The 16,262-nt window shown below is 66.2% G+C and carries 16 protein-coding genes; 8 read left to right on the top strand and 8 right to left on the bottom strand.

From position 1 onward, the window contains the following. Positions 1 to 9: 9 nt before the first annotated feature. From ACAG25_RS02490 to ACAG25_RS02480, 3 genes are read right to left on the bottom strand one after another with little or no spacing between them, the layout of a single operon-like run. A complete protein-coding gene (locus ACAG25_RS02490) occupies positions 10 to 423 on the bottom strand; it encodes a Rieske (2Fe-2S) protein (protein WP_370486685.1) in 414 nt (137 codons plus the stop codon). A 4-nt stretch (positions 424 to 427) separates the two neighbouring features. Beyond that, positions 428 to 1,570 (bottom strand): amidohydrolase family protein, encoded by a 1,143-nt coding sequence (locus tag ACAG25_RS02485; RefSeq protein ID WP_370486684.1) that lies wholly within the window; start codon positions 1,568 to 1,570, stop codon positions 428 to 430. Between the two features lie 19 nt (positions 1,571 to 1,589). Next, on the bottom strand, positions 1,590 to 2,729 hold the full coding sequence (locus tag ACAG25_RS02480) for an amidohydrolase family protein (protein ID WP_370486683.1): 1,140 nt from the start codon (positions 2,727 to 2,729) through the stop codon (positions 1,590 to 1,592). A gap of 247 nt (positions 2,730 to 2,976) precedes the next feature. Between ACAG25_RS02480 and ACAG25_RS02475 the strand changes: the two genes are divergently transcribed. The 6 genes from ACAG25_RS02475 to ACAG25_RS02450 are packed head-to-tail and all read left to right on the top strand — an operon-like array spanning position 2,977 to position 9,426. After that, positions 2,977 to 3,975, top strand: coding sequence for an acyl-CoA dehydrogenase family protein (locus tag ACAG25_RS02475; RefSeq protein WP_370486682.1), 999 nt, complete (start codon positions 2,977 to 2,979; stop codon positions 3,973 to 3,975). After that, a complete protein-coding gene (locus ACAG25_RS02470; protein ID WP_370486681.1) occupies positions 3,959 to 5,134 on the top strand; it encodes an acyl-CoA dehydrogenase family protein in 1,176 nt (391 codons plus the stop codon). Before ACAG25_RS02475 ends, ACAG25_RS02470 begins: the two co-directional genes overlap by 17 nt. A gap of 15 nt (positions 5,135 to 5,149) precedes the next feature. After that, positions 5,150 to 6,277, top strand: a complete 1,128-nt coding sequence (locus ACAG25_RS02465; protein ID WP_370486680.1) for an LLM class flavin-dependent oxidoreductase — start codon at positions 5,150 to 5,152, stop codon at positions 6,275 to 6,277. Then, positions 6,274 to 7,440: a sulfotransferase gene (locus ACAG25_RS02460; protein WP_370486853.1), complete on the top strand. Its 1,167-nt coding sequence runs from the start codon at positions 6,274 to 6,276 to the stop codon at positions 7,438 to 7,440. Before ACAG25_RS02465 ends, ACAG25_RS02460 begins: the two co-directional genes overlap by 4 nt. Further along, positions 7,440 to 8,228: a sugar phosphate isomerase/epimerase family protein gene (locus tag ACAG25_RS02455; protein ID WP_370486679.1), complete on the top strand. Its 789-nt coding sequence runs from the start codon at positions 7,440 to 7,442 to the stop codon at positions 8,226 to 8,228. The genes ACAG25_RS02460 and ACAG25_RS02455 overlap by 1 nt, the downstream gene beginning before the upstream one ends. Further along, positions 8,215 to 9,426: a DUF1214 domain-containing protein gene (locus ACAG25_RS02450; protein ID WP_370486678.1), complete on the top strand. Its 1,212-nt coding sequence runs from the start codon at positions 8,215 to 8,217 to the stop codon at positions 9,424 to 9,426. The genes ACAG25_RS02455 and ACAG25_RS02450 overlap by 14 nt, the downstream gene beginning before the upstream one ends. 6 nt (positions 9,427 to 9,432) lie before the next feature. Here ACAG25_RS02450 and ACAG25_RS02445 read toward each other — a convergent pair whose 3' ends face one another. From ACAG25_RS02445 to ACAG25_RS02425, 5 genes are all read right to left on the bottom strand, one after another. After that, a complete protein-coding gene (locus ACAG25_RS02445; protein WP_370486677.1) occupies positions 9,433 to 9,870 on the bottom strand; it encodes a hypothetical protein in 438 nt (145 codons plus the stop codon). An 81-nt stretch (positions 9,871 to 9,951) separates the two neighbouring features. Continuing rightward, positions 9,952 to 11,322, bottom strand: coding sequence for a cytochrome P450 (locus tag ACAG25_RS02440; protein ID WP_370486676.1), 1,371 nt, complete (start codon positions 11,320 to 11,322; stop codon positions 9,952 to 9,954). A gap of 63 nt (positions 11,323 to 11,385) precedes the next feature. Further along, positions 11,386 to 11,580, bottom strand: coding sequence for a ferredoxin (locus ACAG25_RS02435; RefSeq protein WP_370486675.1), 195 nt, complete (start codon positions 11,578 to 11,580; stop codon positions 11,386 to 11,388). A 33-nt stretch (positions 11,581 to 11,613) separates the two neighbouring features. Next, a complete protein-coding gene (locus tag ACAG25_RS02430) occupies positions 11,614 to 12,474 on the bottom strand; it encodes a mycofactocin-coupled SDR family oxidoreductase (RefSeq protein WP_370486674.1) in 861 nt (286 codons plus the stop codon). 51 nt (positions 12,475 to 12,525) lie between these two features. After that, positions 12,526 to 13,227 (bottom strand): SDR family NAD(P)-dependent oxidoreductase, encoded by a 702-nt coding sequence (locus tag ACAG25_RS02425; protein ID WP_370486673.1) that lies wholly within the window; start codon positions 13,225 to 13,227, stop codon positions 12,526 to 12,528. 317 nt (positions 13,228 to 13,544) lie between these two features. Between ACAG25_RS02425 and ACAG25_RS02420 the strand changes: the two genes are divergently transcribed. Further along, positions 13,545 to 15,041 carry an aldehyde dehydrogenase family protein gene (locus ACAG25_RS02420; protein WP_370486672.1) on the top strand — a complete coding sequence of 499 codons (1,497 nt, stop codon included), beginning with the start codon at positions 13,545 to 13,547 and terminating at the stop codon, positions 15,039 to 15,041. Next, positions 15,041 to 16,249 (top strand): CaiB/BaiF CoA transferase family protein, encoded by a 1,209-nt coding sequence (locus ACAG25_RS02415; protein WP_370486671.1) that lies wholly within the window; start codon positions 15,041 to 15,043, stop codon positions 16,247 to 16,249. The genes ACAG25_RS02420 and ACAG25_RS02415 overlap by 1 nt, the downstream gene beginning before the upstream one ends. The last annotated feature ends 13 nt before the right edge of the window (positions 16,250 to 16,262 follow it).

Here is a 16,262-nt window from a genome sequence, read left to right as displayed (position 1 = left end):
CGGCGAGCGCTACGCCTGTACCAGCACGTCGTTGCCGACGACCCGGACGGGGTAGGTGCGGATGCTCCACTCGGGCTTGACCGCGGTGGTCCCGGTGGCCAACTCGAAACCCCACTGGTGCCAGGGGCAGAAGATGTACTCCTTGTCGCGCACCATCACCGAGTCGCCGGGCACGTTCTCGTCGACGATGTTCAGGCCGCGGGTGCGTCCCGCGCACAGCGGACCACCCTCGTGCGGGCAGTAGTTCGCGATGGCGTAGAACGTGCCGTTGACGTTGTAGACACCGACACCGTGGCGTCCGATCGGCACGAGTTTGTGCTTGCCGGGCGGGATCTCGTCGACGGTGGCGACCACGTGCTCTCGCCCCTGGGCCAGCCTGGGTTCACGCCCAGCTGCCTGGCCGGGCGCCTTCTCCTTGTCCATTGCTCTAGAAGACCCGTACCTGACCCTCGAGCGCCGGCACGGTGTCCGGCAGCTTGTAGGTCTCGATGCCGTTGCGGAACATCACTGCCTCCCGCGCATGCTCGGGCAGGTGCTTGACCAGCCAGCGCGGGTCGTCGAAGGTCCAGTGTGGGTAGTCGCTGGAGAACAGCAGGATTTTCTCGCACTCCATCCACTCGAAGGCCCGGGTCAGCTCGGTCTTGTCCTCGGGATAGTCCAGCGGCTGGGTGGTGAACTTGATGTGGTCCTTGACGTACTCGCTGGGCTTGCGCTTGATCTCCAGCCACGACTTGCGGGCCTCGTAGAGCGCGTCCATGCGCCACATCAGCGGCAGGATCCAGGTGAACGCGTGCTCGACGAACACGATCCGCAGATTCGGGTGCCGGTCGAACGTGCCGTCGAAGATCAGGCTCATCACCTGGTTGGCCGCCAGCAGCGAGTACGTGACCATGAAGTCGTGGTTGTAGCTCGGTAGCCCCACGGGCGGCATCGGCAGCTCGTCGTAGTGGCTGCGCGACAGGTGGCAGCTGACGGGGATGTCGTGCTTGGCCGCCGCGGCCCAGATCGGGTCGTATTTCGGGTTGCCCCAGGACGGCCGCGGTTCGGCCTTGATGAGGATCTGGGCCATGTACGGATGACCGACCCAGCGCTCGATCTCGGCGACGCTGTCCTGCGGCTCCTCGATGGCCAGGCAGATCGACCCGCGCCACCGCTCGTGCCAGTTGTTGTGGCTGTCGAGCCAGTGGTTGGCCTGCCAGTCGTTGAGCGCGACCGACATCGCGTGCTGGGCCTCGGGGAGGCGCGCCGGATACGCGGCGGGCTCGAGGATCGCGATGTCCGCGCCCGCCTCCATGATGAGCTGCTTGAACGCCAGATCCGGGTCACTGCAGGCGAACTCGCCGTCAGACGGGAAGGAGTCCACCCGCATCGCATACGAGTGCGCGTAGTCGGGTGCGTCGTAGTAGATCTGCTCGCCGACTTTGCGTGTCAGGAAGTACTTGCTGCGCCACGGCTCCGGGATGTACTGGGTGAGCTCGCCGCGCCGAGGCGTGGGGTGGACGTCGGAGTCCACGCACCGCACCGCGATGCGTTCTGCGGCGGGCGTTCGTGGATTGGCGGTAACACTCATGATGGCCTCCTCGTTACCTCTACTGTGCCGCAGCCGTGGACGGCAGGGATGGACTTGCCGCGAAATCTTCCAGGCCGTAGAGCTTCGCCGCGTTGCGCCAGCACAGCTTGTCGCGCTGCTCGTCGCTGTAGGACTTCGGCACGGACAATTCGTTGAGCTGCCAGTGCGGATAGCTCGAGCCGTACATCACCATGTCGTCCTTGCCGGTGAATCCGGCCCACTCTCCGGCGAAGTCGACGTCACCGGGCCCGTCGAGGCTGCCCTGGATGAAGTACACGTGGTCGGGCAGGTAGTCGCTGGGAATCTTGGGCGCCCAGGGCGTCTGCTCCAAGTGTGGGCGGCCGAAGCAGTCCATCCGCCACATGAACGGCGTGAGCATGTCGGCTGCTCCGTCGGCCCACACGAACTTCAACGCGGGCATTCTTTCGAATACCCCTTCGGCGATCATGTTCATCAGGTGGTAGAGGAAGTTCAGGGCGGTGAACCCGACGAATTGCTCGTAGGTCCGGGTCAGGCCGTTGGGGGTCGGGGGCAGCATCACCCCGGAACCGACCTCGAAGTGCACCGCCACCGGCATTCCGGCGTCGACAGCGGCCTCCCACAGCGGCCAGAACTGCGGTTTCCCGTACAGCTCGCGCGACTGCAGGGGAATGCCCAGTTGCACGATGCGGGGATGGTCCTTGTACTTGTCGATCTCTCGCAGGGCGCCGGCGATGTCGTCGGGATTGACCCGAAGCGTTCCGCGGAACTTCTCGCCGAACTCGGGATGGTCCAGCCAGCGCGTCACCATCATCTCGTTGTGTGCCGACGCCAGCGCCGTGCCGAGGTGCCGGTCGGGCATGATGCCGCGCGTCATCGGATGGAGGATCGCGATGTCGACGCCGCGGTCGGTGAACAGGTGCTTGGCCACCACGGCAGGATCGGAACCCGGGTACTGCCCGTCGGGGCCCGTGGTGCGGTCGGCGTACTCGCCGCCCGGTGCGCCGTACCAGTCCATCTCGTAATCCGGGAAGCCGCGGCTACGGAAAGGTTCCCTCAGGAAGTTCTTCCGAAGGTCTTTGTTGGACTCGCAGAAGATGTGCACGCTGGCGTCAATGACGGGTACAGCCGTCGTGGCCGCGTCACCGTAGCCACCGGACCCGTCGCCGAATTGCTTCACGCAGCTTGATCCTTTGCTTCTTGGCGGTCGAGGGCGCGACCGTCGTCACCCCAGTGTAGATCGTTGTTCTTCATAAGCAAGAACTCTGTTCTCAAGCGGGATGCTTAACATCTGCGCTGGTAGACATCCCTGCTGGTCGCTTGCTCAGCAGCGGTTTCCGGAGAATGGATGTGCCTACGTCGAGAATGCCGAGATCGCAAACGAGAATGCTATTCTCGTCGCACTGCCGGTCCGAGGAGGCGCACGGGTGTTACTCGAATTCGATCCTGACCAGCGGCTGTGGCAGGAGACCGTACGCGATGCGGTGTCCAAGCAATGCCCGGCCTCGCTGATCCGCGACATCGCCGAGAACGGCGTCGACCCGACGCCGCTGTGGCAGAGCTACCTCGACGCGGGGTGGACCGAGCTCACCGACTCCGAGAACGCCGTGGAGCTGGCGATCGTGCTCGAGGAGCTCGGTCGGGCCACCGACCCCACCCCGTTCCTGGCGACGCTGACCCAGTTCGCGCCGCTGGTCGGGGACCGGTTCGATCCGCAGAGCTCCGGTGCGGCGGTTCTGACCGGCGTCACCGCCGTGCGCGACGCCGACGGCTGGGTGCTCAACGGGACTGACCGGTTCGTCCTCGACGGTGACCGTGCCGACCGGTTGGCGGTTCGCACGCCCGCCGGGGTCTTCCTCGTCGGCGCCGATCAGGTCGTCACCCGGCGTGTCGAGACGTTCGACCCCGTGCTGCACGTGTCCGAGGTGTCTTTCGCCGGTGTCAAGGTCGCCGACAGTGAGCGGCTGCCCGCCGACACCGAACGCGCGCATCACGTCGCGCTGATGGGGATGGCGATCACCATGGTCGGTGCGTGCCAGCGCATTCTCGACCTGGCCATCGAGCACGCCAAGAGCCGCCAGCAGTTCGGTGTCGCGATCGGCACGTTCCAGGCCATCCAGCACAAGGCCGCCGACATGCACATAGCAATCGAGCGTGCCCGTGCACTGTCCTACTTCTCGGCGCTGACGATCGCCGCCGACGATCCCCGGCGCCGTCTGGCCGCCGCCATGGCCAAGGCCGCCGCCGGCGAATGCCAGGCGCTGGTGTTCCAACACGGGCTGCAGAGCTTCGGAGCCATGGGCTTCACCTGGGAGAACGACGTGCAGTTCGCGCTCAAGCGCGCCAAGGCCGGAGAACTCATGCTGGGCAGCGCCGCCGAGCATCGCGCCATGATCGCGGAGGAATTCAATGCAGCTGACCTTTGATGCCGACGTCGAGGAATTCCGCGCCGAGTTCTCGGCCTTCCTCGACGAGCACACCCCGTCGCCCGCCGAGACGTTGGAACGCCCGCGCTCGGTGTCCCACATGCCGCAGTGGGCCCGCGACTTTCAACGGCTGCTGTTCGACAACGGTTGGCTGCTGCCGGCCCAGCCACCGGAGTTCGGTGGCCGCAACGCATCGGTGTTGCAGACCTTCGTCCATGCCGAGGAACTGTGCCGGCGGCGGATCTATCACAGCTTCAACCCGCAGGGCGTCAACATCATCGCCGCCTCGCTGCTGACGTTCGGCACCGACGAACAGAAGCAGCAGTGGGCGGTCCCGGTGCTGCGCGGCGAACGCACCGCGTCGCTCGGCATGAGCGAACCCAGCGCGGGATCGGACCTGGCGTCGCTGCGTACCAAGGCCGTTCGGGACGGGGACCACTTCGTCGTCAACGGACAGAAGGTCTGGACCTCCGGCGCGCACGACGCGGATTTCCTGCTGACCTTCGTGCGTACCGACCCGGATGCCCCGAAGCACAAGGGCATCAGCGTGCTGCTGATCCCGACCGACCTCGAGGGTGTCGTGTGCCGGCCGTTCGCCGACATGACCGGAATCGAGAACCTCGACTTCAACGAGGTGTTCTTCACCGATGTGCGAGTGCCGGTGGAGAACCTCGTCGGCCCCCTCAACGGTGGTTGGGGAGTGGCCAACGGGTCGCTGGGCCACGAGCGCACCATGATGTGGCTGGGCTTCGCCGACCGAATTGCCAACTGCCTTGCCGACTTCCGGCCCAAGGACGCGTTGGAGCGCGACGCGTGGGCGTCGTCGGTCATCGACTACCACGCGCTGCGGTTGCTCGGCTCGGTCGGCATCGCCAAGGCCGCGCGCGGCGAGGTCGACGTGGCGTCGGTGTCGGTGCCCAAGCTGCTCGGCGCCGAAGCCGAGCAACGCATCGAAGGTCTGGCGCTCGACGTCGCGGGACCGGACGGTCTGGTGCACCCCGCGACGTCGGGGCCCTACGAGCACATGAACCTCGACCACTACTTCGCGAGCTGGTTCGAACGCTACTGCCGTAGCTTCGGGGGCACGATCGCCGGCGGCACCTCGGAGATCCAGCGCAACATCATCGCGCAGCAAGTTCTGGGTCTGCCGCGGCGCTGAGCGAGAGGTCTCCAGGTGAAGGTTCAGCCGGCAGCTTTTCTCCGCACGACGCTGCCACTGGACCTGACCCAGCTCCACAGCCTGGATGACGGGCGGTACCACTCCATCTGGCTGCCGGATCACATGGTCAGTTTCTGGCCCGACTCGATCTGGACCCCGGAGTTCACCGACCTGGCCACCGTCTCGCCATCTCCGCACCGTCATCTCGACGGGATGGCCGTGGCCGCGGCCGCGGCGGTCCTGACCTCCAACGTGCCGTTGGCCACCAGCGTGGTGGACACCGTCCGCCGGCACCCCGCCCTGCTCGCGCAGACCGCGCTGACCATCGACCACCTGTCGCAGGGCCGCTTCATTCTCGGACTGGGCAGCGGTGAGAAAGAGAACATCTCACCCTACGGTTTCGACTTCAGCCGCCCCGTCAGCCGCTTCGAGGAGGCGCTGCACGTCATCCGTCTTCTCTGGGAGAGTGAGGGCCCGGTCGACTACAACGGCCGGTTCTATCGTCTGCAGCACGCCCGACTCGACGCCGAACCGTACGACGGACATTTCCCGGAGATCTGGATCGGGGCCAGCGGTCCGCGCTCACTGGCCATCGCGGGCCGGTATGCCGACGGATGGTGGCCGGCGGGCGCATGGACACCTCAGGACTACGCCGATAAGCTCGCAGCAGTCCGGGAATCGGCGGACCGGGCCGGTCGCGACCCGATGGCGATCACCCCGTGCTTCATCCAGGTCTGCCTCATGGGACGGGACGAAGCGGAACTGGCCGAGATCCTCGCGGCCCCGCTGGTGAAGTCCTTCCTCCTCCAGGTGCCGGCGCCCACACTGGAGGCGTTCGGGTTCGCCCACCCCATGGGCGACGACTGGCAGGGCTTCCACGACATCGACCCCGCGACCATGACCCGGGAGAGGGTCGTGGACTTCCTCGACCGCGTCGAGCCGGAGATGGTGTTGGCGATGGTGCCCCACGGCACGCCCGAACAGGTCGCGCGCACCGTCAAGGAGTACATCGACGCAGGTCTGCGGGTGCCCAAGATCCTCGACTACGGCGCGATGGCCGGAATCGACCATGCCGCGGCGTCGGCCGCGAACGTGCGAGCGGCCGAGGACGCACTATTGGCGATGTGCGCAGAGATCTCATGACAGTGCTCGACGCCGAGGTGATGCTTGCGCGCGCACGCTCGGCCACCGGTCTGACCGACTACGGGGACCCGACGTTCGAGCAGCGCTTCACGCTCGCCGTGGACCTGCTCGACAGCTTCGAGATGGACGGCGACGGGCAGGGACGCGCCGCCGAGGTGTGCCACTGGTTGTTGACCACCCGACTGGAGTTCTTCGAGGACCGCAACCGGTATCCCCTCGCTCAGGAGGTCATCGAGGCGCCGATGTTCGTCACCGGCGAACCGCGTTCGGGCACCACGCTGATGCACGCCCTGATGTCGGTGGATCCCCACAACCGGGCGCTGCGGTTCTGGGAGGTGATGTACCCGTCACCGCCGCCGGGCCTCGCGGATCCCGACGATGCGCGCAGGGCACGTGCTGACGCCGACTGGCGCGAGATCAACGCCGCAATACCGAAATGGCTGCACAGCCACCCCTACAACGACATGCTCGGCGACGGACTACCCGAAGACGAACGCACCTGGGCGTTCGACTTCCGGGTGCTGACCCCCACGGCCTGGTGGCGGGTGCCGATGCCCACCGTGGTCGGCGGGTTGCCCACAGATGCCACCGCCCAGTACCGCATCCACAAGGCGATGCTCGCGCAATGCCAGTACGGAAGAGCCCCGAAACAGTGGGTGCTGAAAGGCTTTCACGGGTTCCGGCTGCACGAGTTCTTCACGGCCTATCCTGACGCCACCCTGGTGTGGTTGCACCGGGACCCGGTGCAGGTGGCGGCGTCGCGGACGATGATGATGGCCGACATCGCCGAGGGAATCGTCGGCGCGGTGGATCTGCGCGCAGCCGCGCGCATGCATCTGGATCTGACTCGTGCCGGCATCGCCAACACCATGACCCATCCGCTCGTCGACGATCCGCGCATCATGCACGTGCGCTACACCGACTTCGTCGCCGACCCGGTGCAGACCGTCCGCTCCTACTACGCGTTCTGCGGGCGGGAGCTGTCCGAGGAGGGCGAGGCGGCGATGCGGACCTACCTCGCCGAGAACAAGGGCGACCGGCACGGCAAATTCGTCTACTCGACGAGTGTGCTCACCGACATCGGTGAGGACCTCGACGCGCTGCACGAGGAGTTCCGGCCGTTCCGCGAGCGGTTCGGCGTGACGATCGAGAAGCGGCGCTGATGGTCGTCGATGCTCGGCTCTCGGTGCACGACGTCACGTTCCTGGGCGCCGACGCCGAGCAGATGATCGCCTACTGGGAGGCGCTCGGTGTCCGGCGGCTGAGCCTGATCGACAGCGAGCTGTCCGATCCGCTACTGCGGAAAGCCGTGTCGGCCAACGACTATTCGGTGGAGACGGTGTACCACCTGTTCGCCTCGGCCGACGGGCTCAATCGAGTCGTCGACTCCGCAGCCGAGGTCGGAGCGCGCGTCGTCTACATGCTGACCGGCGGGCGCGCCGGTCTGGACTGGGCGCAGGCGGCGGCCCGCTTCTGTGATGTCGTCCAGCCCGGTGTGGACCGGGCCCGGGACGCCGGCGTCGCACTGGCCATCGAGAACGCCTCGAGCCTCTATGCGGACATCCACATCGCGCACACGTTGACCGATACCGTCAGATTGGCCGAGATGGCTGGTGTCGGCGTCTGCATCGACCTGTTCCACTGTTGGGCCGAAGCCGACCTCCCCGCCCTGCTCGAGCGTGCGCTGCCCCGCACCGAGATGATCCAACTCAGCGACTACGTCCTCGGTGACCGCTGCCTACCGGCTCGGGCCGTACCGGGTGACGGCGCCATACCGCTGGAACCGATCCTCACCCAGGTGCTGAACTCGGGCTACGCGGGCGGCTTCGACCTCGAGTTGATCGGGCCCCGGATCGACGCCGAGGGACGCTTGACCGCCGCCCGTCGTGCATGTGAGGTGGTCTCCGACCTACTGGGGCACATTCCGGAGAGCGGCGATGGCACTCGGTGACGGCCCCGCCGATACGGAACTACACGCCGCTTGGGTGGCGTTCTGTGACCGACTCAAAGAAGCGGGGGAGCAGGTCTTCACCGACCACAATGCGAGCTCCGAGCTGCACCGGGTCGACGGCTTTCGCTTCCTCACCCAGAACCTCGGCCAGGCCTTCGATCTCGCGCTCGAGACCAGAGACACGCGATATCCGGACCTGCACGCATTCTGCGGACCGACACGCAAACTCGGTGGGGACTGTGCGGACTTCACCTACCAACAGGCATGGATCGACGGTTCTTCCGTCTACCGCCTTGCCGGGTCCCTCGGCTCGGCGCGGTTTCTCAACATCACCGTGCAGGGTCACCGACCCGACCACGACGGGGTGCTGCACGAACCGTTCGGCGACACTCCCGAGACCAACCTGACCGGTGCACAGCTCACCGCCGCGGCCGACGGTTCGTTCGAGGTGTACATCGGCGGACCCGAACGCGGGCCGAACTGGCTGCCCACAACGGCTCGGTCGCGGAAACTGTTCATCCGCCAGGGTTTCGACTCCTGGGACGAAATCCCCGCCCGGATGCAGATCGAACGCACCGACATGGCGTCGCCCAAGCCGCTCCCGACAGCCGCCGAAACGATCGAGGCGATCGAGTGGGCCGGTGATTTCCTGACCGGGATGATGCGGGACTGGCCCGAATTCCCGTTCACCCGTGGGGGAGTGGACGCCGAACACCCGAACACGTTCCCGGCCGTCGATCCCGATGCCGACGACGCCAAGCGCGGGCGCGCAGCGGTCAACATGCACTGGCGGCTGGCTTCCGACGAGGCGCTGGTCGTCGAGTTCCCCGCCCACGACGGTCTGTGGATGCTGACCAACATGGGCGTGTTCTTCACCAGCATGGACTTTCTCTACCGCCCGGTGAGCTACACCCCGAGTCGGACGGCCGTCGACGCCGACGGCACGGTGCGTCTGGTGCTCGCCCACGCGGATCCCGGTTACCACAACTGGCTGGACACCCAGGGGTTCGAACGGGGCAATCTCACCTACCGGCACATGCTCAACGGCGCGGCGGCGACCCTGACCACCCGGCTGGTCAAGAGCTGTGAACTCGCCGACGTGTTACCGCCGGAGACAGTGACGGTGACACCCGAGCAACGTCGCACGCAGATGTGGGCGCGGTTCCACGGGATTCGCCGGCGCTATGCCCTGTTGTGACCCGGGCTAGAGGCGTTGCAGCTTGAAGGTCCAGAACTGGCTTCCGGGCGGGCCGTTGAAGCAGCCCACGTCGAACTTCGAATCGATGGTGCCGAACAGCGTCACCGCATCCCACGAATAAGTGTCGCGGGTGGGCATGTTGTAACCGGGACAGCGCAGGCCGTCGGGCACATCGACGGTGAACGAGTAGCGGCCGTCGACCAGATAGGCCTTGGCGTCGTAGCGAGCGTAGAACGCCAACCGCGGCCGACCGCCGACATCGACACAGTCGGTGGACTTCTCCGGAATGCACAACGTGACGAACCAGAACCACGACGCCCGGTCGTACCGATTGGTCAGCAGATCGTAGTTCCCGAACCGCATTTGCGCCGACGACGGCGACGCCAACAGCATCGCCATCGCAACCAGCAAGTTCATCACGACCGCGATCCCGCTGAGCTTCATGACCTGTGCCGCCTTCCTGCCAACCGCCGACCGCATCCATCGAACCACTTCCAGCACGCGCGTCGGGCCGGATCGGGACAGTTAGTCGATGACAGCACGTTCTTTGCGCTCCGTGATGGGCCGGGCCAGTTCCTGCTCATTGCAGATGCGCTGCAGCTTGTCCAGGGTCTCGTCCAGACCGGGGCCGAGCGGCGAGCCCGGGGTGAAGGTGGCCGGCAGATTGCGCATGCCCTGGATCACGCCGATGCTGTCGTAGTGCACGGTCCCCTCGGGATCGCAGACATAGTCCGGCATCCGGTCGAGCACCGCGGTCAGCATCGACTTGAACACCGTGCGCGCCACATTGGAGCCGACGCACCGATGGACGCCGATACCGAAACTGAAGTGCCGGTTGCCCTTCCGGTCCAGGATGACCTTGTTGGGCTGGTCGAACACCGACGGGTCCCGATTCGCCATCGCCCAGGACAGCCAGAGCCGTTCGTATTGCTTGAACTGCTGCCCCTCGACCTCGACGTCCTCGTGGAACGTTCGGCCGTCCCCGGGGGCGGGCGTGAAGAACCGCAGGAACTCCTCGGTGGCAGGGTGGAGCAGGGAGTCGCGTTCGCGGCTCAGCCGCTCCCGCTGGTCGGGATGCTCACCGAGCCACTCCAGCGCGTGCGCCGTCAGGGCCGTGGTGGTGTCGAACCCGCCGCCGATGATCAGACCGAGATTGCCCAGGATCTCCATGTCGGGCGCGGGCTCGCCGTCGATCCGCAACTGCAGCAACGCGTTCACCAACCCGGGTCGCGGGTTCGCCCGGATCTCCATCATGTTGTTGATGAGATCGATGCCCATCTCGCGGTGCTGCTCGTTGATCTTCTCGCGTTCGGGCGCATGCTCGGGCGTGTACACCGACGCGTGGGTCGGCTCGCTGTAGACGTTCCATTTCTTCAGCTCGATGCCCATCATCGCCAGCGTCAGGACCGCCGGCACGACGTTGGCCAGGTGGTCGACGAAGTCGATGCGTCCGGACCCGATGTGCTCGTCGAGTGCGGCGCGGGTGATCTCGTCGATGAACGGTTCCCACCGTTTGATCGCCGCCGGAGACAGATACGGGTTCAGCGCCCCGCGGTACGCGCTGTGCTCGGGCTCGTCCATCTCAAGGATGCCGCCGCGAACCACGGTGGCGCGACTGGCCTTCGGGATGGTGATGCCCTGGTACGGCGTCTCACCCGAGATGTCGTGATGGTTCGACACCGCAGGGCAGCGCGCCAGCTCGAACACCTGCTTGCTGCCGGCCGCAACCCAGTGACCGCCGTAGGTTTCCGACCACGCGACGGGGCACTTGGCGTGCATCTCCTCGGTGATCTTCTCGAACTGCAGCCGGTACTCGGGCGTGTGCCGGTCGAAGTAGTAGGCGTTCTTCTTGCGGCTGTCGTCGGCGGTGCCGTTCACGACGTCGTCGACACTCAAGCTCTCGTCTCCTGTGCTTTCGTTTCCGTTGTGGCAGATCCGCGAACGGACCCTCTGCGCGGGCTATTCCTCGATCGAGATGGCCTGTTCCGGGCACGACTGCACAGCTTCGCGGACCGCAGCCTCCTGGTCGGGCGGCACGATCTCGTTGACCGGTGACGACGTTCCGTCAATGTCACTGAGCTCGAACGATTCTGGCGCGATCATCGCGCACAGCGTGTGTCCCTGGCAGCGCTCCGAATCAACCCGAACCTTCACGGCCTCTCCTTTTCAACCCCGGTCGCTGTCTGGTCAGACGTGGTAGTCGTACCACTTCAGGTAGCCACCGGCGTCCACGCGCAACTGCATACCGGTGACGTAGCGCGATTCCTCCGAGGCCAGCCACAGCACCGCGTTGCTGATGTCCTCGGGCTCGATGTAGTTGACCTTCATCGCCTGCTGCACACTGAAAACAGGCTCGGCGTCGGCGCGTGTCGGGTTCTCCAGATCCGGCCGGAACGACTTGTACATCGGCGGGCTCTGCAACATGTCGGTGTTGCAGTTGGTCGGATGAATGACGTTGGCCCGGATCCCGCGCACCGCGAGCTCCGTGGCGAGGTAGTGCACGTACTCGGAGATCAGCCGCTTCGACACCATGTAACCCATGCCGCCCGGGTCGTTGCCGGGGTTGGGCTTGTTGTGTGCGTCCATCAGCGCGGCGGCCGACGCGGTCGCGATGATCGACGCACCCTCCTGCAGATGCGGCAACGCCTCCTGGATGGCGTTGATGGTGCCGACGAAGTTGGTGTTGATGCCGTCGGTCCACGCCTGCATCGGCGGCTGACCCTTCATCGCGGCGATACCCGCCTGTGCCACCACGATGTCGAGCTTGCCGAACTCGGCCAGACCCGACTCCAGCGCGGCGCGCAGTTGAGCGGCGTCCCGGACGTCAGCCTTCGCGGTGACGATGCGCTGACCGGTCTTCTCCACGAAGGCCGCCGTCTCCTCGAGATCGTCGGGGGTGGCCATCGGATAGCCGACGGTGCTGAAGTCCTCGCAGAAGTCCACCGCGATGATGTCGGCGCCCTCCTCGGCCAGCCGTACCGCGTGACTGCGTCCCTGCCCACGCGCGGCGCCGGTGATGAAGGCGACCTTCCCCTGAACGCGTCCCATAGTCTGGTTCCTTTCGATGTGCTCGCCGGTCTGGGGTAGTGCTGGTCTAGTTCAGGTGTTGCGGCCGCCGTTGACGCCGAGGATCTGACCGGTGATGTAGCCGGCCTCCTCCGAGATGAAGAACGCGCAGGCGGCGGCGATGTCCTCCGGCCGGCCCATCCGTCGTACCGGCGTGGCCTCGATCTGCTTGGCGGTGTCGCCGAGGAAGCCGCGCTTTTCGGCCTTACGCAGCATCGGGGTGTCGATGAAGCCGGGCGGTACCGCGTTGACGGTGATGCCGTGCGGGCCGTACTCGAGCGCCAGCGACTTCGTCAGTCCGTTGACTCCGGACTTCGCCGCGACGTACGGCGCCATGAACGGCTGGCCGGAGTGGGTGCTCGACGACGAGATGTTGACGATGCGCCCCCAGCCGGCCTCGATCATGTCGGGCAACACCGCCTGCACGCAGTGGAACACCCCGTTGAGGTTGACGTCGATGACCTTCTGCCAGTCTTCGAAGGTCAAGTCGGTGAACTTCTTGAACCGGTCCAGGCCGGCGGCGTTGACCAGCACGGTGACCGGACCGAGTTCCGCGCGGATGTCATTCAATGCCGCGTCGATCGCGGCGCGGTCGGTGACGTCGGCGGCATAGGCGAACTTCTCGTCACCGGGATTCAGGTCGATGGTGGCCACCTGCAGGCCGTCGGCGCGCAGGCGCTCGGCGATCGCGGCTCCGATGCCGGAGGCGCCACCCGTCACGACAGCCGTTCTCATGCGCGGTCTCCGGCGGTGTCCTCAGCGCGGTCAGCGGGAAGCGCGAGATGGTCCACGGTCATCAAGAATCATCCTTCCGATTATGAGAACCGTACTCTCGCACAGCGCGGACTCGCAAGACATAGCTGGTGTCCCCTTGTCATCCGTGAGACGTCCGGCCGACGATTGTCGCACCGTTTTTCGCTGGCAGAAGCGGTTCTCGCCATTTCCTTGAGTTCTCATCAGGCGAATGTATGATTCGCCGGGGATGAGAATGCAGTTTCCATCACATAAACCCAGATCAATGCAGATGTCGAGGTGACTCTGCGAGGAGGAAAATGTCGGAAGCAGCCACGATCCCGGCCACCGAAGGACGAGGCGAAGGCCTCGGCGCCCGCGCCGCACGCCGGCTGCTGATCGGCGGTGAACTGGTCGAGACAGACCGGACGTTTCCGTCGCTCAATCCCGCGAGCGGCCGGCTGCTCGGGTACGCCCCGGACGCCACCGAGGGACACGCCGCGGCCGCGGTGGCCGCCGCCCGGCGGGCGTTCGACACCACCGACTGGTCCACGAACGTCGATCTGCGGGTCCGGTGCCTGCAGCAGCTGCACGCCGCAGTGCGCGCCCACCGCGACGAGCTGGCCGCGCTGACCATCGCCGAGGTCGGCGCGACCGAGGCGCTGTGCCAAGGAGCCCAGCTCGACCAACCGATCGACATCGTGCGGTACTACGCCGACCTGCTGCAGACCTATCCGATGACCGAGGACCTCGGCACCATGGAAAGCCGCGGAATGCAGCATCACCGGTGGGTCGAGAAAGAGGCCGCCGGGGTGGTGGCAGCGATCATCGCCTACAACTACCCGAACCAGCTGGCCCTGGCCAAGCTGGCCCCGGCGCTGGCGGCGGGATGCACCGTTGTTCTGAAGTCGGCACCCGACACCCCGCTGATCACCCTCGCCCTCGGTGAGCTGATCGCCGAGCACACCGACATCCCGGCCGGTGTGGTCAACGTGCTCTCCGGTGCCGACCCGGCCGTCGGTGCCGCGCTGACCACCAGCCCCGATGTCGACATGGTGACCTTCACCGGCTCCACCCCGACCGGACGGGCCATCATGGCTGCGGCCAGCGAGACCCTGAAGAAGGTGTTCCTCGAACTCGGTGGCAAGTCGGCCGCGATCGTGCTCGAAGATGCCGACTTCGGCACCGCGGCGCTGTTCTCGGCGTTCAGCATGGTCACCCACGCCGGGCAGGGTTGCGCGCTGACCTCGCGCCTGCTCGTACCCCGGAAGCATCGAGACGAGATCGTCGAGCTGATCAAGAACAACTTCGCGATGGTCCGTCTGGGAGATCCGGCAGACCCGAAGACCTACATGGGTCCGTTGATCAGCGAGAAGCAACGCGACAAGGTCGACGGCATGGTGCAGCGCGCGGTGGCGGCCGGCGCGACCCTGGTCACCGGCGGCCAGAAAGTCGACCCGGGCTTCTTCTACACGCCCACGCTGCTGGCCGACGTCGATCCGGACAGCGAGATCGCCCAGGAGGAAGTGTTCGGGCCGGTGCTCGCCGTCATCGACTACGAGGACGACGACGACGCGGTGCGCATCGCCAACAACTCCATCTACGGGCTCTCGGGCGCGGTATTCGGAAGCCAGGACAGGGCGCTGGCCATCGCGCGCAGGATTCGCACCGGGACGTTCTCCATCAACGGGGGCAACTACTTCAGCCCGGACAGCCCGTTCGGCGGGTTCAAGCAATCAGGAATCGGGCGTGAGATGGGCCGGGCCGGTCTCGAGGAGTTCCTGGAGTCCAAGACGTTCGCGACGGTGGTGCAGTGATGTCCAAGCCATTGGAGGGGATACGCGTCCTCGAGGTCGCCATGTACGGCTTCGTCCCGTCGGCCGGCGCCGTGTTGGCCGAATGGGGAGCCGACGTCGTCAAGGTCGAGCATGCCGTGACGGGTGACCCGCAGCGGGGCCTACGTCAGACCGGGTTGCTGCGGGTCGAGGGCGACCCCAACCCGAACATCGAACATGCCAATCGTCTCAAGCGCAGTATCGGGCTGGACATGTCGGTGCCCGAGGGCAGGGAGGTCCTGCTCGAACTGGCCCGCCGCGCCGACGTGTTCCTGACCAGCTTCCTGCCCGGCCATCGCCGGAAGTTCGGCATCGACGTCGACGACATCCGCGCGGTCAACCCGACGATCATCTACGCGCGCGGCAGCGCGCTGGGACCGCGCGGCGAGGAGTCGGTCAAGGGCGGCTACGACATGACCGCATTCTGGTGCCGGGCCGGTACGGCCGCCACCATCACACCGCCGGGCACGCCCGGCATGGTCGGTCCCCCGGGGCCCGCCTATGGGGACACGATCTCGGGCACCAACCTCGCCGGCGGCATCACCGCGGCGCTGCTGAAGCGGGAGCGCACCGGTGAGCCGTCGATCGTCGATGTGTCGCTGCTGGGCAGTGGTCTGTGGGCGTTGGGGCACACCGTCGCGCTGACCAACCACCTCAACGAGCGGATGGAAGCCTTCCCGCCGGGCGTGCACGGATCACCGATCAATCCGCTGGTCGGCTTGTATCCGACCGCTGACGACCGCTACATCTCCTTCGTGATGATGCAGCCCACCAAATTCTGGGCCGACGTGTGCAGACACATGGAGCTCGACAATCTGGTCGACGACCCGCGGTTCGCCTCGGCGGAATCGTTCGCCGAGCACACCGCCGAAGCCGCCGAGATCCTCACGGAGGCGATGGGCAAACGTCCGCTGGCCGAGTGGAGCGAGCGGTTCGCCACCCTGGCGGGGCCGTGGGCCCCTGTGCAGGACACCCTGCAAGCCGCGGCGGACGCGCAGGTGCGCGCAAACGAATACCTGGTGCAGGCGGGCGAACTCGAGCTGGTGGCCAACCCGGTCCAGTTCGATGTCTCCGCGCCCACGTCGGGGCCTGCCCCCGGTTTCGCCGAACAGACCGACGACATCCTGGTCGAAATCGGCCTCGACTGGGACCGCATCATCGAGCTGAAGACGGCCGGCGCCGTCACCTGACTCGACCACCACA

The organism is Mycobacterium sp. pV006 (genome assembly GCF_041287115.1).
Lineage (GTDB): Bacteria > Actinomycetota > Actinomycetes > Mycobacteriales > Mycobacteriaceae > Mycobacterium.
The sequence above is the reverse complement of the archived record's forward strand: the minus strand, read 5'-3'. Positions and strand labels throughout refer to the sequence as shown.